This is a genomic window from Marinobacter sp. MA (assembly GCF_048298425.1).
GTDB classification, from domain to species: Bacteria; Pseudomonadota; Gammaproteobacteria; order Pseudomonadales; family Oleiphilaceae; genus Marinobacter; species Marinobacter salsuginis.
Map to the genome: position 1 here is coordinate 1,536,359 of NZ_CP103058.1, position 23,698 is coordinate 1,560,056.

Annotated in this window: 18 protein-coding genes; 13 read left to right on the forward strand and 5 right to left on the reverse strand. The window is 52.1% G+C overall.

Annotation, left to right across the window (positions count from 1 at the left end; all coding sequences use genetic code 11):
• Positions 1-16: 16 nt before the first annotated feature.
• Together lspA and NUW46_RS07225 are read right to left on the reverse strand one after the other, a co-directional pair.
• Positions 17-532: a signal peptidase II gene (lspA, locus tag NUW46_RS07220; protein WP_062785137.1), complete on the reverse strand. Its 516-nt coding sequence runs from the start codon at positions 530-532 to the stop codon at positions 17-19.
• A gap of 4 nt (positions 533-536) precedes the next feature.
• Positions 537-1,433, reverse strand: a complete 897-nt coding sequence (locus NUW46_RS07225) for a cation transporter (RefSeq protein WP_014575728.1) — start codon at positions 1,431-1,433, stop codon at positions 537-539.
• Between the two features lie 165 nt (positions 1,434-1,598).
• Here NUW46_RS07225 and NUW46_RS07230 point away from each other — a divergent pair, with 165 nt between their 5' ends.
• The 6 genes from NUW46_RS07230 (at position 1,599) to NUW46_RS07255 (ending at position 8,452) form a co-directional block, all read left to right on the forward strand.
• Positions 1,599-2,066 carry a hypothetical protein gene (locus tag NUW46_RS07230; RefSeq protein WP_041644857.1) on the forward strand — a complete coding sequence of 156 codons (468 nt, stop codon included), beginning with the start codon at positions 1,599-1,601 and terminating at the stop codon, positions 2,064-2,066.
• A gap of 319 nt (positions 2,067-2,385) precedes the next feature.
• On the forward strand, positions 2,386-2,961 hold the full coding sequence (locus NUW46_RS07235; RefSeq protein WP_041644859.1) for a hypothetical protein: 576 nt from the start codon (positions 2,386-2,388) through the stop codon (positions 2,959-2,961).
• Positions 2,958-4,148 (forward strand): saccharopine dehydrogenase NADP-binding domain-containing protein, encoded by a 1,191-nt coding sequence (locus tag NUW46_RS07240; protein ID WP_227510567.1) that lies wholly within the window; start codon positions 2,958-2,960, stop codon positions 4,146-4,148. The genes NUW46_RS07235 and NUW46_RS07240 overlap by 4 nt, the downstream gene beginning before the upstream one ends.
• A 47-nt stretch (positions 4,149-4,195) precedes the next feature.
• Positions 4,196-5,185: a porin gene (locus NUW46_RS07245; protein WP_227514626.1), complete on the forward strand. Its 990-nt coding sequence runs from the start codon at positions 4,196-4,198 to the stop codon at positions 5,183-5,185.
• A 248-nt stretch (positions 5,186-5,433) separates the two neighbouring features.
• Positions 5,434-6,840: a hypothetical protein gene (locus NUW46_RS07250; RefSeq protein WP_014575733.1), complete on the forward strand. Its 1,407-nt coding sequence runs from the start codon at positions 5,434-5,436 to the stop codon at positions 6,838-6,840.
• Positions 6,841-6,913: 73 nt separating this feature from the next.
• The gene (locus NUW46_RS07255; RefSeq protein ID WP_014575734.1) at positions 6,914-8,452 is read left to right on the forward strand and encodes a hypothetical protein; all 1,539 of its coding nucleotides are present in this window, start codon (positions 6,914-6,916) and stop codon (positions 8,450-8,452) included.
• A gap of 30 nt (positions 8,453-8,482) precedes the next feature.
• Here NUW46_RS07255 and NUW46_RS07260 read toward each other — a convergent pair whose 3' ends face one another.
• Positions 8,483-9,796, reverse strand: coding sequence for an ATP-binding protein (locus tag NUW46_RS07260; RefSeq protein WP_014575735.1), 1,314 nt, complete (start codon positions 9,794-9,796; stop codon positions 8,483-8,485).
• Positions 9,797-9,982: 186 nt separating this feature from the next.
• On the reverse strand, positions 9,983-10,279 hold the full coding sequence (locus NUW46_RS07265) for a hypothetical protein (RefSeq protein ID WP_041644860.1): 297 nt from the start codon (positions 10,277-10,279) through the stop codon (positions 9,983-9,985).
• 336 nt (positions 10,280-10,615) lie between these two features.
• On the opposite strand from NUW46_RS07265, the gene NUW46_RS07270 reads away from it, so the two are divergent.
• The 5 genes from NUW46_RS07270 to NUW46_RS07290 all read left to right on the forward strand — a co-directional run bounded on the left by NUW46_RS07270 (position 10,616) and on the right by NUW46_RS07290 (position 18,212).
• Positions 10,616-11,866 carry a DcaP family trimeric outer membrane transporter gene (locus tag NUW46_RS07270; protein ID WP_014575737.1) on the forward strand — a complete coding sequence of 417 codons (1,251 nt, stop codon included), beginning with the start codon at positions 10,616-10,618 and terminating at the stop codon, positions 11,864-11,866.
• A gap of 326 nt (positions 11,867-12,192) precedes the next feature.
• Complete coding sequence (locus tag NUW46_RS07275) at positions 12,193-13,494, forward strand: TolC family protein (protein WP_041644862.1); 1,302 nt, start codon at positions 12,193-12,195, stop codon at positions 13,492-13,494.
• Positions 13,495-13,543: 49 nt separating this feature from the next.
• A complete protein-coding gene (locus NUW46_RS07280) occupies positions 13,544-14,728 on the forward strand; it encodes an efflux RND transporter periplasmic adaptor subunit (RefSeq protein WP_014575740.1) in 1,185 nt (394 codons plus the stop codon).
• A gap of 14 nt (positions 14,729-14,742) precedes the next feature.
• Positions 14,743-17,850, forward strand: coding sequence for an efflux RND transporter permease subunit (locus NUW46_RS07285; RefSeq protein WP_014575741.1), 3,108 nt, complete (start codon positions 14,743-14,745; stop codon positions 17,848-17,850).
• Between the two features lie 17 nt (positions 17,851-17,867).
• Positions 17,868-18,212, forward strand: a complete 345-nt coding sequence (locus tag NUW46_RS07290) for a P-II family nitrogen regulator (RefSeq protein WP_014575742.1) — start codon at positions 17,868-17,870, stop codon at positions 18,210-18,212.
• 424 nt (positions 18,213-18,636) lie between these two features.
• On the opposite strand, the gene NUW46_RS07295 is transcribed toward NUW46_RS07290, so the two are convergent.
• On the reverse strand, positions 18,637-20,778 hold the full coding sequence (locus NUW46_RS07295) for a TonB-dependent receptor family protein (protein ID WP_041644863.1): 2,142 nt from the start codon (positions 20,776-20,778) through the stop codon (positions 18,637-18,639).
• A 417-nt stretch (positions 20,779-21,195) separates the two neighbouring features.
• Between NUW46_RS07295 and NUW46_RS07300 the strand changes: the two genes are divergently transcribed.
• The gene (locus tag NUW46_RS07300; protein ID WP_041644864.1) at positions 21,196-22,413 is read left to right on the forward strand and encodes a TolC family protein; all 1,218 of its coding nucleotides are present in this window, start codon (positions 21,196-21,198) and stop codon (positions 22,411-22,413) included.
• A gap of 24 nt (positions 22,414-22,437) precedes the next feature.
• Entirely contained in the window at positions 22,438-23,685 is a 1,248-nt protein-coding gene (locus NUW46_RS07305; RefSeq protein WP_062785126.1) for an efflux RND transporter periplasmic adaptor subunit, read from the forward strand.
• The last annotated feature ends 13 nt before the right edge of the window (positions 23,686-23,698 follow it).

The following is a 23,698-nucleotide window of genomic DNA, read 5'->3' on the forward strand; positions in this document are numbered from 1 at the left end:
TGCGACCGCGCGAAAACTAGTCATTCTGGCGATTTTTCGTGTTGTTCCCAACACCTTTCTCGGCTGTGAAGCCCGTGACCAAAATCATGATCACGCCCAGGACGATGAACACGTCGGCAAGGTTGAACGCCGGCCAATGCCAGGATTGCCAATGGAAATCCAGGTAATCGACAACGTGGCCTCGAAAAACTCGGTCGATGACATTTCCCAGTGCGCCTCCAAGAACCATGGCGTAAGCTAGGGCTTCTGTTCGTTGATGGCTGTCCCGAATCAATTTGACCAGAACAGCTGAGACGACAACGGCTATTGCGATAAAAAAGTATCGCTGCCAGCCCCCGCCATCGGCGAAGAGACTAAAGGCAGCGCCTTTATTCCATACGTGCACCCAATTAAAGAAAGAAGTGATCTCAACCGATTGCCCGTAAGCCATGGATTGCTGGACCAGCCATTTAATGGCCTGGTCAGCCAACGCTATCAGCGTGGAAAAGCCGAGAAAGTTCAGCGTAAAAAAGCGAGAACGGTCTCCAGACATCGAATTATCCTTTTAGTGCAAGTATGCGCTTGGCACCGATGAGTACAATGCCTCCCACAATGCCGCCAATAACCAGATCCGGGTAGTTGGAGCCGGTCCAGGCGACAAGAAGCCCTGCGAGGATAACCCCTAGATTGATGACCACGTCGTTGGCCGAAAATATCCAGCTGGCTTTCATGTGAGCACCGCCTTCACGGTGTTTGGCGATCAGGAGCAGGCAACTGACGTTGGCAATAAGGGCCACAGATGCGACGGCCATCATCATCAGCGACTGCGGATCACTGCCGAACAGAAAACGCCTGCCAACCTCAACTAGTACACCGACGGCAAGGATGAGCTGGAGAATGCCAGCAACATGGGCCGCTCTGACCTGCATTTTGATGCCATGCCCGACGGCGTAAAGCGCAAGACCGTAGACGGCAGCGTCGGCAAGCATGTCTAGCGAGTCAGCAATCAGGCCAGCGGACTGGGCGATCAGGCCCATCGTCATTTCGACCAGAAACATCAGACCGTTGATTGCCAGCAGTATCCATAAAGTGCCGGATTCCTCGGTTTCGTTGGCATTAGACGACTCAGCCGATCTGACGGATTCAGCGCTGGCCTCTTCTGACTTCTGCAAGGAAGCGCCCAGCCCCAGGGTTTCCAGCTTGCTCGTAATAGGTCCGGCTTCGCCTTGATGAATAATTTCCAGATTTCGATTCGATAGGTCGAATGAGAGTGACCGAATGTTGTCAAAGCCATTGAGCGCCATTCGAATCATTCGCTCTTCCGAAGGACAGTCCATTTTTGGCACTTTGTAGGTGCTGATCTGGGCTCCATGTGTGGTGATAACGGGGTTCCGAGTGTAATTATCTGTGCCAGCTTCCTCACTGCCACACTGTCCGTCACAGGTGTTGCTCATTTTCTCGGCTCCGGTTCTCGTACAAATGATGCAATTTAAAACCCTGTAGTTACTACAGGGTCAATGACTAATTTACTCTAGTCGTTAAGATCGGCGTTTATCTGGATAAAGATCTACAATGATAAGTGAAATGGAGTGGGCATCTCATTTTTGGGGGATAACTTTATGATTTCATCTAAAGGGCTTGCTGCAACCGCTGCGCTATTGGTTTTTCCAGCATTGGTAATAGCGCATGGTGACCAAGGCCCCTGGCAAGGGCATGGTCCCGGCATGATGATGGATCAGGAGCAAATGCAGCAGATGCACCAGAACTGGTCTCACATGAACCAGCTGATGCAACGCATACCTGATGAAGCATCACCGCAAGAGCGGCAACGATTGATGCGAGAACACAGGGAGGCGATGCAAGAACAAATGGATTATATGCATCGCGGCATGATGGGACCTGGCATGATGCGTGGACAAAACGACATGATGGGAGGTCAGCACCTGATGAACGGCGGCGGTAAATCAAAAAATGGTGGTAGTCTGTCTAACGAGCAACAAATTCAGATGATGCAAGAGCGCATGGATCAAATGCAGCTGATGATGGAGCAGATGTTGCAACACCAGAAAAATTTGAACGTGCAGTGATTTGACGTGGCACTCGCCCCCAACTCGACCACCAAGCGTGTGGCTGAATTGGGGGACTGAACATCTCTATATGAATTACTGTTTCGAACCTTGCATCAGTTGCTAGATTCTTTATCCCCGGTCAGGCAAAGCGTCCAATTATTTAAAGTGCGCTCTCGCCCATTCAGCACAGAATGCTCTTCATCAGCTATGGCGAACGCGTTCAATCGCTCCGAACAATCTAAGCTCTTGATCGAACTTTCTGCGTTAGATCTCTATTTGACCCTGTAGTTGCTAAAGGGTTTAGGGATGTCTGATCTGAAGAAAAAGAGGGCTTGGTATGAACCGCATGATAATGGCTTGCGCAACTTTTATGCTCGTCGGACTCTTGATCTTTGCAGGCTTTGATCTTCGGAAAGTGGATGTTACCGAGAGCGTTGTTGTTGATGCGCCCCGCACGGAGATTTGGGGGGCAGTGACGGATTTCGAAGGCATCTTTCACCGAGCAAATGACGCTCATATTTTGACTGAGATAACGAGCCGACCCGGTACGGGATTTGTTGACGGGCTTAGATTTCTCCAGGTTGAAACGGTTGGTGGAATAAAAGGGGTTCTGGACGGGCGTGTGTACGACGTCTTTCCGCCAACACGCTACAGATGGTCAGCCGAAACTACCTACAGCCTTTTGGGGATCGATATCGTTGACGTGTTCGAGGGGGGAGATTTACGAATTGAAAAGACCAACTCTGAGAAAGGATGGCGTCTCTCTCACCGGGTATACGGTGTCTTCCCCGATTCCTTTAAAGGCAGAGCCTTGAGTTGGTTCATGTCAGCCTTTATGGGCATCGAGTCAGACGCTGCGCAACACACCCGGGTTGAGTTGGAGTACGTCAAAAGGGAGCTTGAGAAACGATGAGACAGGGCGACAAGAGCGTACTTGTCCTTGGTGGCTACGGAGCTGCCGGGACCGCTACTGCGACTTTCTTGGGGCAACGGATCGACGGCAATATTGTCTTGGCAGGGCGTTCACTGGAAAAAGGGCGTAAACGAGCGGAACAGTTAGATCGCGAAGCCGGTGTCACAGGTCGTTTCAACGCCAGATCAATTGATGTGGCTGACGCTGCACAGGCCAGGCAATGCTCGCATGAGCAAGATGTCGTTATTGTGGCATGTGACCTTTCCGTGTCTGCTCTTGAGAATCTGGTTCACGGTTGTATCGCGAATCGAGCCGACTACATCGATATCACTCCAAATCCGCGCAAGCTTGAGGTATTCCAAGGCATGCGGACACTCATCGAGACCAGCGACAGCCGATTTGTACTGGATGCAGGTGCTGATCCGGGGCTGCCCGGGTGGCTGGCTCGATGGCTTTGTCAGGCCTCTCCGGGGACAGTGAAGGATATTCAGATGTATGGGCGTTATCGATCCACCGACATAGGCTGGGGCGGTGTTGCCGACATCCTGAGTGCCGCTGATCGCCAGGGGTGGAAGTATAATGGCGGATGGACACAGTCCCGTTTTTGGGACGTCCGTTATAGAAGGTTCGAAGGCGGGTTGGGAAGCAGCATCTGTGTTCCGGTTTTTCTGGATGAACTTCATGGCTTACCGCAGGAGCTATCACTGGAATGCTTCAGCTTCTATCACGCCGGTCTCAACCCGGTTACCGATGTGCTGATGACATTTGAGAGAACGGGAATGCTTGGCTGCTTTTCCTTCAAGTCACGCCAGCGCGCATTTTATTCAGCTCTTAAACGCTTCACTAACAAGCCATTCGGCCTTGAATTGACTGCCGAGAGCCGAGGTGACCGCGCATCGCGCCGAGTATCAATTGGCCATCATGATCTTTATCGCGCAACCGCAATCCCTGCCGCGATTCATTGTGAGTCGCTTTTGGAAGGTTCCGGGGATGAATCTGGGGTCAGATGGGAATCGCTTTCATGCTCACAACGCGATGTACGAAAACGGCTGCTTATATTCAAGTTCAATTCAGTGTCAAAGGATATAATAGAAGGTTTTAATTTTATATTGTTGAAAATAAAAGAAAAAATATTTCAATGTAATAATTTTGCAACAGATACAAAGCACCATCTTCTCAGCATTTGAAAGACTTCAAGTGTCATTTTGAATCTATCTAATCTGAAGAGGTGTCCATGAAAAAGTGTCTATCGATGTTCGTGTTTGGTGGATTTGTCGTTACTTCAATAAATGCACTCGCGGCGGACGGTCCTATCCTGTACGGCAAAGCCAATGTTTCGTATGAAAACCAGGACGACGGTAATAGCGATACTTGGAAGCTTCAGAGCAATGCTTCCCGTCTTGGTGTAAAAGGGGCGTTCGATACCGACCTCGCAGGCCTGGAGGCGATATACAAGGCGGAATTTGAAATATCGATTGATGATGGAGATAAAGATGGCCAAACCTTCTCGCAGCGTAATATATACGGCGGCTTCAAACAGGCGAACCTCGGTGCACTGATTGCGGGAAAATTTGACACACCTTTAAAGTCAGCGCAGGGCAAGGTTGACCAGTTCAACGACCTACAGGCGGATATAAAAAATATCATGGCTGGTGAAAATCGGACCAGCAACATTGTTCAATACAGTTCCCCACGTCTGTTCGATGCTGTGGGCGTCAGTGTTGCCGTCATCCCGGGTGAAGAGCAGTCAGCTGGTGCAGAGAACGACGGACCTGCGGATGCAGTTTCCAGCTCTTTTACGTTTGAGAATGATCGTTTCTACGGAAGTATTGCCTACGATTCTGATATCGACGATTCACTGGAAGCCGATTCAAGTGGCGATAGTCGTCTCAATATCCTGCGAACCGTAGGGAAGGTCCGATTAAGCAACTTCGAGATCGGCGCAGTTTACCAGTTGGCAGAAGAAAGCGATGGCCCTGGAGAAGATACGTCTTATCTGGTTGGCGGTGCCGTTAACCTTGAGCGTTGGAAGATCAAGGCTCAGTACGGACTGACAGAAGCCGAGACAACAAACGAGGAGCTAACCCTGTTGGCCTTGGGGTTCGATTATAAACTGGCAAGCAAGAGTAAGGTTTATGCTTACGTGTCTCAGGTGGAGGCGGACCTGGCTGACTCTGAGGACTCCACATTTGGTGTGGGCTTCGAGCATAAGTTTTCCATGTAGGGTCGAGCGTGATCGCTGAATATGGCGAGACCGACGTATCTAAAATATTTTCCGGATTTCAAGTTCATTTAAGGTTCGTGTGAGAGCCTACTTGCGAGTTAACTAAGGTTATTTAATGGCGGGAATGCTTCATTCCCGCCTTTTTTTTGGTCTTTCGTCCGGTGTTCTAGCTGGTTTTAAGATTTACGCCACTATCCGTACGAATCGAACATCACAAACAATCAAGAAAGAAACTGGAGGAGACTACGTTGAAACGCAACATTCTGGCCACTGCGATTGCGGGGATGACAACACTGTCGGGAAGTTGGGCCGCGACGGCAGCGGAGATTGAATTCCACGGTGATATGGATAACCGCTTTCAGGCTTACACCAATCAAAGAGACTGGTTTTCTGGTGGTAACTCAGGTGGCGGTACGCTGAAAGATGACGAGCCGACCGAGAGCTTCGGCGAGGTCAAATATCGCTTCTGGGCGAAGGCAACTTCCGACGACAAAAACGTTACCGGTGTATTCGCGACGGAGATTGGAGGCATCCGCTACGGTGAGGGTTCGGGTGGCGACTATTCCGGTGATGGTGTGAACATCGAAACACGGTGGGCTTATGTGGATTTTTTGGTGCCCAACACGCTAGACCAGCGCGTATCGCTGGGCTTGCAGCCGGTGTCAGTGAACCGACATGTCTGGACTGAAACCGCCACAGCCGCTGTTTGGAAAGGCTCACTGGGCTCTGGATTTGACTATCAGTTGTTATGGGGGCGAGGTGACTCTTCCAATGAGAGCGGCGTCGACTCAGAACAGGACGAAGGCTGGGATGGCGCGGACAACTTTGCGATCAACCTGAACAAGCGTTACTCACCGAACCTGAGCGCGGGCCTCTTCTATCTCTATCAGATGAATGATCAAATTGCTGAGGGAATAGGTACGGTAAATAGCAGGGAGTATGAACTGAAGAGTATCGCTGATAACTCCAAATATTCCGTTTCCAGCTTTGGGGTGGAGATGGATTACGGTCAAGAGACGTCGCTAGGCCGCATGTTCGTGAAGGGTACGGTGATTGGCCAAAGCGGAACAATAGAAGGTGTAAATTTCGTCCCATTGAATGGTGCTACGAATCCCAATACGAACTATGACCTTTCGACCTTTCTGGGACGCGGCGAGCTCGGGCTGCAATTTGGACCAAACCAACTGACGTACACCGTGCTCTACGCATCGGGCGATGGCAATGAGCAAGACGGGGACTTCGACGCCTTCATCGCCACGGATGTCGACTTCAGCGACAGTATGATTTTTCAGGAAAACATGACGAGCGATGACTACTTCGCCGAAACACCCTATATCCTCGACAAAGGGTATTTCATGAACAAGCTACAGCTCGATCATAAAGTAGCGGCCAATATTACGGTCAGCGGAATGATTGTCTACAACCGCTTGGCTGAGGACATTGCACTTGCCGATGGATCGTCCTCAAAAGATCTCGGACTGGAATTTGGCTCCAAGGTCTCGTACTTCCCATACCCTTCGCTTGAGCTGTCGGCAGAAGCTGCATACCTGGCATCAGGCGATGCTATGGATGCGCTGGAAGAAACTGCCTTGCAGGACGGCAAAAGCGATCAGGACATTGTTCATGTTGCCGGTCGGGTAAGGTACAAGTTCTAACAAGAACGGGGTGGTGGGAGCGCCACCCCGCTTTTGTTATACAAAATGAATCCGCATTAAGTGACTTTTTCCTATGATGACTCGTTCTGCAGTATTTGTGTTCCTGATGCTACTACTAGCTGGTGCGGTACAGGCGGTTGAGCGTGAGCATCCAGCAAAGGCAAAGGTCACTCAGGTAGATCGTGATCAAAAAGTGCTTTCCCTCACAGTCGACGATGCCACTGTTGAGGTAGGTGATTTATTTGTTGTGTTGTGGGAGCCTGATCATGCAGGCATCCTGGAGCAAAACCTTGCAGTCATCGGTATCGAGAGTATCGGAAAGGATCAGGCGGTAGGGAAATTGCTGTTTGGAACGATGCCCTCCGTTGGCGCTGTATCGAAACGCTTTTACGGTATCCCGGCGGTGTTTACTGATAGAGCCGGCGACCCCAGGGCGGTAACGCCGGCGTTGAAAGCCCGATTTCCTGATCTTTTGTGGCGGGACGAGCCAGAGGCGTCAAACGATGTGCCATTGGTGCGTTTTCAGGTTACCGGGAGAGGTCAAGCCGTTGCGACTTACAATAACACCTGGTTGGTCGGCATCGTACAGACCAATGCTGAAGAAGGTCGGGTAGGTCCGGTTGAGGAGGAGGCTTTAGCGTCTCCATTTGCCAGACTGCCCATCAACGCAAAGTCGTTGTCCGCGTTTCGTTCTGGCAGCGATTACTATTTTGCGGCGGAGCATGGAAACAAACTCAGCTTTTTCCATGTTAATTCCAGTGGGGCTGTTCAGAGCCTGGCGTCCATTGAGGTGCCCCGTCGGGAGAAAGTCATCCGAATGGACTGGTACGTTTCAGAGAACTCATACTACCTCATTTTAAATCAGTGGAATGGCCGTCGCGTTTCAAGTTCTTTGATCCAGTTGGCCGAGGGGGAGGCCGAAGCCATCGGTTTCATTCCCTTAATTTTGGGGTTGCAGGATTTGGATGCTGACGGACGCCGGGAAACTATTCTCGGGCAGTCTTTCTACTCAGAGCAGGGGTTTGGTTCAGAGATTTATGAGATATTAATCTCACCGAACGGGCCTGACCTCTATAAGGCCGATCATGAAAAGTTAAGTCGATACACGTCAGTGTTTCGGGTAATCGGTGCTGTTGTTCAGAGCAAACCGGGACCTTTGAATATGGTGACCGTCTCCCAAGGGAAGGTTTCATTTTTCCCTGCTGGCACTGAGGGCCCACAGCTGGACTATGAAATTGGAAACCGGGTGGCAGGCACGAGTATGACTTACGACGTGTCGCCTGAGCTGGTGTTTAGTCCGAGGCAAACACTATTTTTGCCGAACCTGCTCGTACGCTCCGGTGAGGACCCAGTTAATATCGGGATTCCACAGAAATCCAGTGCAGCCGAAGATATGATAGGTGTTTATGATACGCGAGTTGATTGGTTGACGCTGAGATCCGGGAAATCTCCCCAAACGCAGTCAACAAGTCTTCTAACGTCGGCTCCGGTGTCGCCCGTATCAGGTAATACAGGGTTGTTCTTTATGTCGCCTGATGAGAACTCAGTTCAAAGCAACAGTTTTGATGTTGAGACGTTGGTGTATCGGGCTGCTATGCCTGCTGGTCGCTGACTAAAGCTGGATAAGTTGCCCTTGTAGTCGTCAAATGCTTCTGGGAAGCTCGATTAGAACCCGCAGACCACCTTTGGGTGATATAGAAAAATGCATGGCGCCACCGTAGTCATTGGTGATTTCCTCAACGATTGATAGGCCAAGGCCATAGCCAGGAGTTTTTTCGTCCAGTCTTTTCTGGCGCCTGGTAAGATCGGCAAGCTGGTGTGACGCTACTCCGGGGCCGTCATCTTCAACAAGAATGGTCAAAGTGTCATCGTGAAGTTTCAAGTGTAGATGAACTTCCTGAGAGCACCATTTGCTTGCGTTATCAAGGACATTACCCAAGATCTCATTAAAATCACGCTCATCAATTGGCCAGACAAGCTCTCTGGGTAATGTTTCTTGAAGATGGATCTGTTTGTAAGGATAGATTCGACTGACTACGTCCACCAGTGCCAGAGTTCTCTCAATGATCGGTGTCGCCTTTCCAATGTACTGACCGGACATTTCGGTTTTTCTCATTTGAGTGTCGATCAGCTCGTGCATTTCAGACAGTTGAGACTTAATTTGACTCGCGATTGTGGTGGGAATGGCTTCGTCATTGATCATGGAGTTTATGACGGCAAGGGGGGTTTTTAAGCTATGAGAAATATCTGCGGCTAGGTGGCGTGAACGGGAAAGTTTTTTGTCGTACGACTCTAATAGACGATTAAGATGTTTGACAAGTTCAGTGAATTCTTCAGGTACGTTCTCATCCAGTCTATTACGCTCACCATTTTTAAGCGACGTTAATTGGGAGCTCATCATTTTTAAAGGTTTTAGTGCGATAGTTACCCCAATAAATATGATCATTGATATCGTAACGAGAATTGTAAATGATATGATCCATATAAGACCGTGGATTTTGTCAAGAGTGTTTGGGGAGTAGGAGCTTTTTTCAATTATAGTAACGCTTAGCTTATCTTGTCTGTTATTAAATATTTTGTAGTATCCAAGGATTGATCGATCATTATACGATATGTGAAAAATTCCAGGATTTCTGAACGATTCTACCACCTGTAATTTCGGTTCAATGTTCTCGCTTGTAAAACTCCGACCTTGACTGTCTTCGATGTGAACAGAATATTGGGACAATGAAAAATCTCTGAGAGAAGATTTTGTAATTTCTTCTTTATCATTTGTTAGTGTCTTTGAGAGCCGGTTAGCTGCAGCCTCTAGCTGCTGCCTGTGAAGCTCGTCATGGATATAGTCGATTAAAAGGGTGTGTGAGAAGAATATTACCCCGGTACACGCGAAACCCGTTAGTGTCAGGAAAGTAAGCAGTTTCCGTTTTATTGAAGGGCGTTGTTTTTTTCTGGGCATGTGGTCTGCCAAGCAGGTAATTGGAAGTTGCTATCGACTAAATCTAGGCCTAAAAAAGCCGCACTACAAAAGTAGTGCGGCAAGACGGAATGGTGGAGACCATTCACGATGCAACTGGTTTTAAAACGATCTTTGTCGACAAGTTTCTATTGTTCAATCAAAAATTCTATTAATGCGACATTATTTCTAATGAATAAACTGATCTTTTGAAAATTGGTCCAATTGAGATAGATTGATATCTCCCGATTTGATCATCTCGTGATAGATATCGTCCTTAGTCGATAACATCAATTTTCGGCGTGCCTCCATGCCCACTTCAGATAACGCCGCCTGTGTCATTACCTTATGTTGTCTCTTCATATCCTGAATGCTGCTTTTGGAGAGCATGCCTTGTGCTAACTTATCGTCCTTGGCCTCAGTGGCATGGAGGTTTCCTGCCGCCAAGGCTAATGCTAACGATGTGAGCCAGAGATAGTTCCTCATAGAGTCACCTTTAAGTTGAATGATGTGCACCCTGATGGAACCAGATGAACTTTAACTCAGCTTGAAAAAATAAAATTAAATCATGAAAAGAGGACACGGGTGTAAGAACGGTTGCGATGGGGTCGTTAATACAAAGGTATTAAGGGGGTATTTTTTTCAATTTCGTTTCAAGTTCATCTGCTATCAATGGCGATGCGTTGTTCTGGCCGAAAGTGCCGGCATAACCAGCAACTTACCGGTGGTGGTCTGTAACCGAAGCGCCTTCGCGTTTGGTTTATGAGGTGTCGATCGCCGGTAGGGGATCTTATAACGAAAGCTCACGGAGACTGATTTATAATGCAAACTAAAAAACTCAGGTTAGCGATAAGAGCAACACTTGCGATATCAACCATGGGCCTGGTGGTCCCATCTGCTTTGGCGCAATCAACTGCGGAACTTCAAAAGCAGATCAATGACTTGCGCAGTCAGGTGGATCAGATGGCGGGGACCAATGATTCCAAGGGGTGGTTGCTGCCCGGCACTAACACTTCGGTTACGATTGGTGGTTACGTAAAATTGGATATGATTTACGACACAGACCAGGATATCGGTGACTTGCACGACCCGAGTGTTCTCGATACATCCGTAGAGGATGGTGATAGCTCTTTGAGAGCGCATGCCCGTCAATCACGAGTGCGTCTCGGAACCAGTACCCCGACCGATATTGGAGAAGCCAAGACGGTTGTTGAGGCAGACTTCTACGGCGGTGGTGGCAACGAACTGTTCTCCAATTCACGGGGGCTTCGTATTCGTCACGCCTATGGCGAGCTCAACGGCTGGCTTGCGGGTCAGACGTGGAGTAACTTTATGCACTTTACGGCTTACCCGACCACACTGGACTTTAATGGGCCGGTAGGTGTGAGCTTTATTCGTCAGGCACAGATTCGTTACACGATGGGAATAGGTGACGGACAGTTCTCGGTGTCAGCTGAAAACCCTGAAACCAGTGGGTTTGAAGGTTCACGTGATACCGTTCCTGACCTTACCGCCCGTTACAAGTGGGCAGGGTCTGGTGGTGGATTTGAGGTTGCTGGCCTGGCCCGTTCTCTCAAGACCGACGACGTCAGTGCTACAGGTGACGACGCTGCGTTTGGATATGGCGTCATGGCGGCTGGTCGACTCAACGTCACTTCAGAAACCTCGCTCATGGCCGGAGTTGTTTTGGGTGATGGTGTAGGTCGTTATCTTTACAGCTCGTACAGTAACAACGACAGCACTGCGAGTCGGACTGGCATCGGTGAGGCATATATAACTTCCGATGGTGATCTCGAAACTATCGAGGCTTACGGCTTCAACGTGGCGGCGAGCCATAAGTGGACGCCAAAATTCACCACGAGTGTGGCCTATGGGTTTTTAGAGGGTGATCAGGACGAGACTCTCTTTCCAAACTCTTTCCAAACCCTAGAGAGCGCTTACTTCAGCAACTTCTACCAAGTAGCTGATCCGGTGACTGTAGGGGTTGAGCTGTCGTACGCCAACAAAGAACTTGCAAACGGTGAGTCAGCTGACAACACCCGTCTTCAGTTGGCTGCGCAGTTTAGCTTTTAATTCATTATTACATTGCTTCACATAGTTGGACCCCACGACGGGCCTCAGTAGGCCCGTCGTACGTTATTGTTCACTTACACGCGATGCCGTCAGGGGCTCTTTCACCTCTCCTCCTTTTACGACGTTATCCCTGCCATTGTCTCGTCGATTCGACCTGCCCTCGGCATTTAATCCAAAAGTTCGCTAGTAATGTCCGTTCAGTCGCAATGTAGCTCTTATGGAGCGGCATTCAGACTGATTTAAAGGTTTGTCTGTAAGGTCGTCTTGGAATTTACGGCGAAAACGCTGATTCATGTATCTCAGTCAAATAGCCAGGATGATATTGAATGAACAAACGACTGTTGTTGTGGGTGCTGATAGTACCCGGAGTCTTGAACGTCATGCCTTCGGCGGCAGCCACCACCGGGGAGAGCGTTTCACTCAAGGAGTACCAGCAAGCCAAGGCCAGCCAGGCTGTCTCCTTGAATGAGGCAATGGTAATGGCATTTGAGAATAGCCCGGTGTTGGCTTTGAGGCGGGCTGCGGTGTCCATGCAGGAAGCTGACCTCGATCATGCCAGCCGCTGGGCGCCCAGCAACCCTGAGCTTGAGCTGAGTGGCCGTGACAATCCAGATCAGGCGGATCAGGCACTGAATTACGAGGTTCGGGTCACTCAGGAAGTCTGGATGGGCAATCGGGGCGATCTCGGTCAGTCGCGTGCTCAGAGCACTCTCACTTCTCAACAGCAGGAACTTGAATACCTGAAGGTGGCGACCAAGGCCCGAGTGCGGTCGGCCTACTTCAAGATTCTGCTTGCACAGAAAGAGCTGGAAACGGCAAGCCGCACCGTTGAGCTAATGCGGCGAACCAAAGAGCTGGTTGAGGTGTCCGTTGAGCGGGGCAAACAGACCCGAATTGACCTCAATACCGCTGTCATTGGCTTGGCAAGAGCTAAGAACCAGAAGGCCGAAGCGGAGCAAAAGCTTAGGCAATCAAAAATTGACCTGACGGAAGTTCTTGGGGTGTCCCCCTCTGATGCGGTAGAGGTCTTGGGAGAGCTCAATGTAGCTCGTGCCAACTTGCCACCAACTAATCGCCTGGTCGCGATGGCTCAGCGCCAGAGAGGGGATCTGAAGGCGGCAGCAGCCAGAATTGCTGCGAATGAGTCCGGCCTGAAACTGGCCAAGAGTCTAACGATTCCGAACCTGAAAGTGTTCGGGTTCTACGAGCGGGAGGAAAGATCCAACCTTTTTGGTGCGGGTGTGTCGATGCCTCTGACCGTGTTTCATGACTATTCCGGTGAAAAAAGGAAGGCCTCGGCTCAGTTGAAAATCTCCGAGCTTGAGGCCGAAGCGCTGCGTTTGGCGACTGAACGCCAGGTCGTGTCTGCTGTAGCTCAGTACGAATCCGCCGTACGCAGACTGCGCCAGATGAACGAGTCGATTCTCGAACGTTCGGAGGAAACGCTGCAACTGATGCAGAAAGCTCTTCAAGCGGGAAAAGTCGATGCCTCCGATGTCCTAGCTGCCCAGGACAATCTTTTGTCGGTGAGGAAGGAATATGTCCAAGTGCAACACGACTATATCGATGCCGTCCGGGCGTTGGAAGTGAGCACCGGTGGTGCCCTTTCAATGTCATCCGGTTCCTGATGGCAAGAAAATTAATGGTTGAACGTTCTCTTATATCGAAGGTGTTTAGATGATTCGAAATATGCAGATAATGTTTGTCGCGATCAGTTTTCTGGTCTATCAGCCACTGGCGCACGGCGCCGAGGAAGCCGAAGGAGGGCAGCACCAAAAGGGTGAGGCTGGGCACTCGGCTGAAGGCAGTGAGGCCCGCGAAGTTCATCTCACCCCAGAGCAGAGGGAGTTGCTTTCCGTGCAGACTGTAACGGTGCCCCGAGGCCGAGCTGACAATATCGTGACTGCGCCAGCTGAAGTTCATTACGTTCCGGATCGCGTCGCTGAGGTAGGGCCGCTCCTGCAGGGAAAGCTTACGAGACTGGCTGTTGATCTTGGGGACCAGGTTGAAAAAGGCCAGTTGTTGGCCGCGCTGAACAGCGTTGAGTTGGCTCGCATTCGTTCTCGCCTAAACTCGTTGAAAGCTCGGAAAGAAGCCGCGACTGCGGAGTATCAGCGAGAAAAGCAATTGCGGAGTGAAAGCTTCACCAGCGAAGAAGAGTTCCTGGACGCCAAGGCTGCTTATCTTGAAATTACAGCGGAGTACGATTCAATTCGTGAGCAACTGGCGGTTTTTGGCAGTGATTCGTCAGGCGCTGATAGCAGTCTCGCACAGTACGCGCTCCGTTCTCCTATTCAGGGGCGTATTGAGCGCATGGATGCCAGGTTGGGCCAAACCTTAAGCTCTTCAGATACGCCCTTTACCGTGGCTGATACCTCTGTGGTGTGGGTGATGTTGCAAGTTGCCGAAACTGACATTGGCAGGGTATCCGTCGGAGATGAAGTTCAGGTCTTCTCAAAGTCGGTTGAAGACCGCTTTCACACCGGAGAAGTGTCTTGGATCTCAAATGAGCTTGATGAGGAAACCCGCACCATTCCGGTTCGCGTTGTACTCGAATCCCCCAACGGCGACCTTCGTCCAAATACCTACGCCACGGCCAGAATCATGACTGAATCGGCGGCATCACTGCCCCTGGTTCCACACGATGCCGTGCAAACCATCGATGACGAGTCCGTTGTATTTGTTCCGGGTAATGAAAGGGGAGCCTACAAGGCGGTTCCAGTCACTCTTGGCAAGGAGGCTAACGACTGGATAGAGATTAAGTCCGGCATCAGCGCAAACACGGAAGTGGTTTCAGTGGGCGCTTTTGATCTGATGTCGGCCATTACCGCCAGTGGCCGCAGCGCCGCTCACGGACACTAATACTCGGGGGGAGCATGATCAACGCAATTGTGAATTATGCGCTGAACAATCGTTTGATGACGCTTGTTTTTGCTATCGCCGTGATCGTTGCCGGCATATTTTCATTTCAAAAACTGCCGGTGGATGCGTTTCCGGACGCGACACCGACCATGGTTCAGGTGTTCACTACCAGTCCTGGTTTGTCGCCAGTTGATATCGAAACGCTGATTTCCTATCCCGTTGAGATCAGCATGTATGGAATTCCCAAGTTAGAAAAAGTGCAGAGCACGTCGATTTTCGGACTTTCGCGGGTGACCATCTATTTCGAAGATGGCACCGATATCTACTTCGCCAGGCGGCTAGTTAACGAACGGCTATCCGAGGCCAAGCGCCAGATTCCCGAAGGGATGGGGGAACCCGAACTCGGGCCCATCGCAAGCGGTCTTGGGCGCATCCTGATGTATTCCTTGGAAACTGAGGATAAAGAGCAGTACAGCCTGCAGGAAATCCGCACGATCCAAGACTGGATTGTCAAGCCACAGCTCAGAACCGTGCCGGGTGTAACCGGTGTCCTGTCCATCGGCGGCGAGGTAAAACAATACCAGGTCAATATCGATGCGCAGGAGCTTCAGGCAAGGAACTTGACGGTGTCTGATATTCGCGGCGCTCTCACCCAGAATAATCGTAACGTCGGCGCCTCTTTCATTACGCGAGGCGGTGAAGAGTACATTGTTCGCGGTTACGGTTGGGTCGACTCAGGTTACGAAGGCATCGAAGACATCCAGAACATCATTGTGTCCAAGAGTGAGGGTGAGTCCCCTATTTACGTCAAGGATGTGGCGGAGGTTGGGCTTGGGCCAGCGATTCGCCGTGGGGCAGAGGTGTCCTCGGGTGAGGAATCCGTGGGCGGTTACGTGATGAAATTGATTGGCACCAACACCAGTCAGGTGCTTGAGGACGTCAATGCGAAAATCGACGATCTGAACAAGTCCCTCCCAGAGGGGTTGAAGATTGAAGCGTATTACTCTCAGGCAGACTTGGTGGGCAAGGCTATAGGCACTGTCGAGAAAGCACTGCTTGAAGGTTCGGTTCTGGTACTGGTTTTTCTCTATCTGTTCCTCGGAAATGTTCGTTCCACACTGATCGTGGTGGCGACATTGCCGTTGTCTGTACTCTTTGCGTTCATTGCCATGCGCATGTCGGGCCTGTCGGCCAACCTGATGAGTCTGGGGGGGCTGGCTATCGGCATCGGCATGATGGTGGACGGCGCTGTCGTGATGATAGAGAACATCTTCCGACACCTTGAGGAGCGATCCGATGAAAAGGTCAGCGTTTTGAGGCTTGTAGGTGAGTCCGCTCGGGAAGTGGCTCGTCCGATCGTGTTTGCGATTGGCATCATTATCATTGTTTTTTTGCCGCTGTTTACCCTGCAGGGCGTTGAGGGCAAGCTGTTTTCGCCCATGGCCTACACCATCAGCTTCGCGTTGATTGGTGCGCTGCTACTCGCGTTGACATTGGTGCCGGTTCTGGCCTCGCTCTCATTCAAAATGGGTGGGCAACATAAGGAGCCGAAGCTGGTTCTGTTCCTGAACCGGTTATACAAGCCGGTGGTGAATACTGTCGTCAAAGTCCCTAAGATTGTGATGGGCGTGGCCGTCGTTGCTTTTGCAGGCAGTCTTCTGCTCTTTCCCTATCTCGGAAGCGAATTCGTTCCCACGCTCAGGGAAGGCACGTTCCAGATTCGCTCGACACTGCCACCTGGAGCCAGTCTTGAATCCGCCATCAAATATGGCAAACGGATTCAGTCCGTTGTAGATGAATTTCCAGAGGTCACCGGCACCTATGCCAGGATCGGTCGTGCCGAAGTGGGTGGTGATCCTGAACCTGTGAACGTTGTCGCGACGCTTGTCAATCTGAAGCCCCTGGATCAGTGGCGAGAGGACGTGAGCTATGAGGATCTCCAAAGCAGGATTGCAGAGGCTTTGGATGAACGGGTCCCGGGGCTTGCCAACAATCTGTCCCAACCGATTCAGCTCAGAACCGACGAACTCCTGTCAGGCGTTCAGGCGCAACTGGTTGCCAGCATTTTCGGCGATGACCTAGACGAGTTGGGCCGGATCGGCAGGGAGGTAGCGGCCCTGGCGAATGATGTGCCGGGTGCAACGGATGTGCGCGCGCAGCAGAGTGCGGGTAAAAAACAGATCGTTATTCGCCCCGACCGTGAAGTGCTGGCGCAGTTCGGCATCAGCATCGATAACCTGATGAGTACGGTTGAAACCGGTATTGGCGGTAAAAGCGCCGGGCTGGTTTTCGACGGTGTCCGGCGATTTGAGATTTTCGCCCGGCTGCAAGAGTCCTATCGCGGGTCCATCGATGAAATCAGGAAGCTTCCCCTTAGGGGCAACAGCGGCGAGCTGATACCGCTTTCACGGGTGGCAGATGTTGAGATGTACGCGGGACCCAAGAAAATTTCACGCTCCAATGCCAGTCGGCGACAGTACGTGCAGATGAACGTACGTGGTCGCGATATGGGCAGTGTTGTTCAGGATTTGCGCAATCGGATTGAAAAGCAAGTGGACATGCCGCCGGGGTATTTCGTGGAGTTCGGTGGTCAGTTTGAGAACCAGGAAAGGGCCATGGCGCGGCTGGCGATTGTTGTGCCGATTACCCTGGCGCTTATTTTCCTGCTTCTTTTCTCCGCATTCAGCAGTCTGCGCTATGCGGCGCTGATCTTCATGAATGTGCCCTTTGCGGTTACTGGTGGCATTGTCGCGCTTTTTGTGACGGGGCTTTACCTCTCCGTGCCTGCAGCGGTGGGGTTCATCGCTGTGTTTGGCGTAGCCGTACTGAACGGTGTGGTGATGGTGAGCTACATCAATCAGTTGCGGGACGAAGGCTACGAAGTCATTGAAGCAGTCAAGCTGGGTGCTCAACGCCGTTTGCGGCCGGTTCTGATGACAGCCTCGGTGGCTATTCTGGGGCTGATTCCCTTGTTGCTGGCCGACGGTATTGGTTCCAATGTCCAACGGCCGCTGGCGACGGTTGTGGTTGGCGGTCTGATCACCTCAACGCTGCTGACGCTGGTGGTGTTGCCCAGTGTGTACCAGTGGTTTGCATCCGAACGTCGTGACGTTGAAGTCTGATAGGCAGGAGAAGGTTTATGTACGAAATAAAGGCTTATGTCAGAGAGGTGATGGCGGAGCATGTGGTTGATGCTCTAGCAAAAGTCCAAGGAGTGGCAAGCATTGCCGTCGTGTCTCTCAACGAATTTGGCCATCTGGTCGGTGATGAGTCGCCTCTGGAGAAAGTGAAGATGGTCAAGCTGGAAGTAGATGTAGCGACCGAAACTGTTGCCGATGAAGTTGTGGACATCATTGTGCGAACGAGCAGGACCCGGGATGGACACCCGGGGGACGGCAAGGTACTGGTATCCCGCCTGGTTCGGGCTGTTCGCATCGAGGATGGTGCGGCCAACGAAAGCGCACTTCAACCCACTTCAAGCTAGTTCTATTTAAGCTGGATGGTGGCATCGCGGCTGTGCTGGTCGCGCGAGCCGCCATCACAGCTCCATTCCCGGCTGAAAGATTTCAGACCTCGCCTAGGCCGCCCGCAACGAGTCGAAAAGCTCAAATTGCTTGTTTGATCTTGCGCGAAGAGAAGACAATGGTGGCGTAGGCATAAATCAGTAACTTTAGCATCGTCCGTGGATTGAGCGGCGAGTTGCGCCGGCCGACCACTTCATGTTCGTGTTGCGGCGGAAGCGGCGCTTTGAGAATGGGTCAGTCTCTAAAAAGTCGAGGCTCCAACTACAACAAACCCCCGCCGTAATGACGAGGGTTTATCAGCAATCTGAGCCCCAGCCTCGGGCTCTTTGCTGTCGTGACGTAAACGCGAAGCCACCCGGAAATCAGGCGCCATCCGGTTGTTCGTCAGAAGTTGACGCTTATCCCCAATGAAGCGGTGCGTGGTAGGTTTGCCATGGCGCCATCGGGCAAACGTGAGACAATTTGCTGCTCATCGAACACATTGTCCACTTTCAGGAAGACATCCGCACTGGCGGTCAGTGCGTAGCGGCTGATGAAATCAACCAGGAACAGGGACTCGGTCTCGTCCAGTTTCGTGGCGGTGTTGTTGCAACCTGCGCTGACGCACATTTCATCGACGTAGGTGGCCACAAGGTAGTTGTCCCAGCCACTTGGGTGTTCCATGCCTGTCCGGAAGCTCATCTGGTTTTCAGGTACGTCTTTGAGCTGCTCACCTTTTGTCAGGCCCGAGGCAGCATTGTCCTTGCTGATTTCCGCTTGGGTAAAGGTGTAGGTAAGGCTAACCGGAAGGTAGAACTCGCCCGCCCGCGTGCCGGTCTGGAGCTGGAACTCAACACCGGAAATTTCAGCCTCGCCGGTTACAAAACTGCCAGAGGTGGCGCCATTGCTGCACGGCGATCCCACGGAACAGTTTTCGGCCTTGTTGGAGAAGTCGCTGTAGAAGCCGATCATTTCCGCGAAGAACGCATTGCCAAAGTACCGGAGGCCGGCCTCCCAGTTCTTGCTGGTTTCCGGCTCTTCGTTTGCCTTGGCACCACCCCCGAGAGGTGAGAAACCCCGGTGTACGCCACCCAGAACCTGCCAGCTTTGGGATAGGTCATAGGTAAAGGAAGTGCCGGGCAGGAGTTCAGCACTCTCATTGGCGCGGGTGCTGTCGATGGTTGTGCGGCCGGGATCCGCGTATTGGGTGCGACCGGTTTTCACATCCTCGTAGCGCAGGGCGAGGTTAACGCTGAGCTTGTCCGTCGCCTGCCAGGTGTCGAGCGCCCAGAAGCTCAGGGCCTCGCCGGTCTCAAAGCGATTATTGCTGCCCGTGGGGGCGACAGTGTTCTGGAACACCAGAGAGCCGTTGACCTGGTCATAAACATCGACTGGCTGGAAACGATCCATTTCATCTTCGTGGTAGCGGGCGCCGAAATCAAACTGGTGGCTGCCCATGTCGACATCAAAGTTTACCTGCACGCCCTCGGACAGGTAGTCCCTGGCGTTGTTTTTGTAATCCAGACCGCTGGCATCAACTGTGCCGTCCAGAATACCCTGGGCATTGGCGTCGCCGCCGTTTGCCGAGTCGATGATGCTTCCGCCGCCGCTGAGCTTGAACCAGTTCCGCTTGAAGTCGTTGCGATAGAGGGTGGCCGTGCTGCTTACGGTGTTACTCCAATCGAACTGATGGGTCAGGCTGATACCGGAGTGGGTATTGTTCATCTGGTCGATGCTGGACAACCCGTAACGCCGGTTCGGATCCTGGCTGAAGTCCGCATCGGTCAGGCCGAGGTAACTGGAGTTGGAGGTTTCCTCGGAGTATTGCAGCTTGGCGGTCACGCTCTGGCGCTCTCCCTGCCAGCGTAGTTTGCCGACATAGTCTTCGATATCAAAGCCGGTATCGCGGTTGCTGCGGTCAATTTCCTTGAAGCCTTTCGCGGAGCGCTGGACGGTCTCAAGCAGGTAGCCCCAGTCGCCGGCCGTGTCACCGTAGGTTACATGAACGTCGGTGGAGCCGCGGTCGTTGGTGACGGACTCAATATAGCCCTGCCGCTGATCGGGAATGGGTGTGGAAATCAGGTTGACGACACCACCGGTGGTTTGCGGGCCATAGCGCAGCAGCGGGGCACCCTTGAGCACTTCCAGCGAGGACATCCGCTTCAGCGTCGGGAAATAATAGGCGGCCGGATTGGAGTAGGGCGCCGGTGCGATAAGAATGCCATCTTCCATCAGGGTGACATTGCTGCTGCGCTCGGCCGTGGCGCCGCGGATGCCGATGTTAGGTCGCAGACCCAGGCCTTCCTCTTCCCGCACATAGACACCCGGAACGGTTTTCAGTACCTGGTTGATGTCGGTCTCAACTTCGGTTTTCATCTGCTGCTCACCAACAACGTAGCCTGACCCTGGCAAGGTCTGGACGGCAGAAGCATCGCCAATGATTTCCATGGGTTCAAGCATCTGGGGCTGGTTATCTCCGGCGGCCCAGTTCAGACCCGGGGCAAGGCTGATTGCCACGGCCAGTGATAGTCGGCAAGGTTTAAACATGTGGTTATTCTCCGTTATCATTTGCTGGTGGTAATGCAGGTGCAAACAATTCGCATTTCTGTCTATAAACTTTACGGCTCTGTAACTATCGAGTCAATAGTCAATGCTCATGGTGCGGGAAGGTGTCACCAGGCTGAAAACGGTTAACAGCCTTTCCCTGATTACTCGGTCTGAGGGTTATGCCGTGAGCCATCCTGGCGCCCCGGTTGACCTGCTGGCCAGTCGGGCGATGAACCGGTTCAAAACATGGCAGGTCAAAAGCTTATGTCGCGCAGGCCCTAGGCGATTTTTCTAAAATAGGCTGCAAATTCAAACTCATTTCAAAGTTCACACTTAAGATTCCGATCACTTCCTACCTCGTCACGGGCTTCTTACCGCCCATAATTTTTGGCTACTAATTGCTTCGGGAGAACGATGATGAAGGCAAGCAAGCACTCGCCTCGGGCGTTGCTGTGTTCAGTACTATTGTCCATTCCTCTGTTAGGTCAAGCGGAGACTGTCAATTGGGCGAATTGGCTCACAGGCCAGATAAGTAAGCACCCGGAGGTACTGGCAGCGACAGAGCAGGCGGCAGCGCGGAAAGAGGACGCTCAGGCAAGCGAACAACCGCTGTATAACCCGGAGTTATCCGTGGGAGCAGACAGAACGGGCAGTGAGAATAACTTTGAGGCAGGGCTGTCACAAACGATCGATTGGTCTGATCAACAGGGCGCATTAAAGGAGAAGGCAAAGCTGATCAGGCTTTCTGCGCAAGCTGGCTTGAGCGAAGCAGTCCTGACACAAACGTCTGAATCATTGTTTGCGCTTGTCGAGTGGCGCACCACTACGCTGTTAGAGGAAATTGCTGAATCCCAACAGCAGCGCCTGGATGCCTTGCTGGACCAGGTTGAACAGCGCCAGCAGGCAGGTGATCTGGGGCGTGCCGACGCAGAGCTTCTGTTTTTAAATCTATCCCGTCAGTTGAGCGAAGTCGCCCAGGCAAAGGCCGCAGTTGATCGAGCAGAAACTCAAGTTAGAGAACGTCTGCCGGACTGGAGGCCTCAGGATGGGGGAATCCCCGAGTATATATGGTCAGCGCTGGAGTCCGAGATTGGTGATGCTGATCTGCTGGCACACCCGTCAATTGCTGCCGCTCGAGCCGAGTGGCAGGTGCTGAAAAGTGAGGCAGAGGTTGCCAGACGCAAAGCCACAGCATCGCCGACAGTAGGGCTGAGCGGAGGGCGTGACGGCGGCGAGAACGTGGTTGGCCTGACATTCTCGATCCCTCTGAACGTCCGTAATAACTACAGCGCTGAAACCCGGGCTGCGAATCGACGGGCTCTGGAGGCGGAAGCGCGGTTTCAGGCGCTCTACCGGAAACGACAATATGACCTGGCAGGCGCTCGCGCTTCCTGGAAGCGATACGACAAGCAACTCCGTCGATGGAAAGAACTATCCCAGGGGCGTGTACAGCGAAGTGCCGATTTGCTTGAGAAGCAGTGGCAGGTCGGCGACCTCTCCACCTCTGAGTATCTCCAGGCGCTGGGCCAGCGCGCGGAGAGTCTGAAAACCGGTATTGAACTGGAAAAGCTGGCGCAGCTGGGCCTGATTGAGCTCTTGAGCCAGTCTGGCGAACTGATCACCCCCTTCCAATAATATTCTGGAAACTGGATATTCATCATGAAAAAAACTCTGATTTCAGTATTTGTTTTGACGCTGTTTATAGCTCCCCCTTCACTGGTGCAGGCCGAGGAAGATGCTCATAACGAGGCGGGCCACGATCATGCCGCCGGTGGCGACGATCATCGAGAAGGCACCGGTGAAGAGGATGAGCATGAGGGCGGACATGCTGAAGAACGTGAGCATGAAGAAGAAGGTCATGGCCACGAAGAGGAGAGCGATGGTGGTCATGAAGAAGCAACCTCCGCAAGCATCAATGCCAAACAAAAAGAGCTTGCCGGCATTGAAGTAGCAACCCTCGAGAGCAAGCGCGTTGACTATGAAATTTACGCTCCCGGTGAGCTGCTGACCAACGGCTATACCAGCTATCACGTGTCCCCCCGAGTTGCCTCGGTGGTGTTGAGACGTCACGTGGAATTGGGTGAGCACGTAACCAAAGGTCAGCCGCTGGTAACCCTGTTCAGTGAGACGGTGGCACAGGCGCAGGCTGATTACAGGAAGGCTTTTCCTGAATGGGAGCGAATCAGCGGGCTGGGTCGTTCCGTGGTGGGTGATCAACGGTTCAATACCGCGAAAGCCAATATTGAAGCGGCGAGGGCGACTCTGCTTGCTTATGGGCTAAACGATGATGACATTGGTGCGTTGAAGGCCAGCGGCGTAGGTAGTCTCGGTGAATACACGCTCAGGGCTCGCGTGGACGGCGCAGTGCTGACCGATGAGTTTGAGCAAGGACAAAGAGTTGAGGCAGGCCAACCGCTGGTGACTCTGGCTAATGAAAGCGAACTTTGGGTAGAGGCTCACCTGCCAGCAAACTCCGACATTGTCCTTAAGCAAGGAGCAGAAGCGGAAGTAAGAGTTGCAGGTCGTGTAGCTGTGGCAACGGTATCCCAAGAAGCTCATACCATTGATGCTGTGACCCGCACGCGGATTGTTCGGTTGGAGCTGGACAATCCTGAAGATCGTTTTCATCCCGGAATGTTTGCAGATGTGTATTTCCTTTTTAAAACCAAGGAGCCGGTACTTGCGGTGCCGGAGAGCGCCTTGATGCGAAGGGCCGATGGCGACTGGACGGTCTATGTGGAAGAGGCTGAAGGGGAGTATGAGCCTGTGGAAGTGGAACTGGGCCGCTCAATTGGCGGACTCCGTGAAATTTCCGGCCTGACTGCAGGCCAGCGGATTGTTTCGCGGGGCGCATTTTTTGTGGCCTCTGAAATTGCCAAAGGCGGCTTTGACCCACACAACCACTGATTCCGGGAGCCAT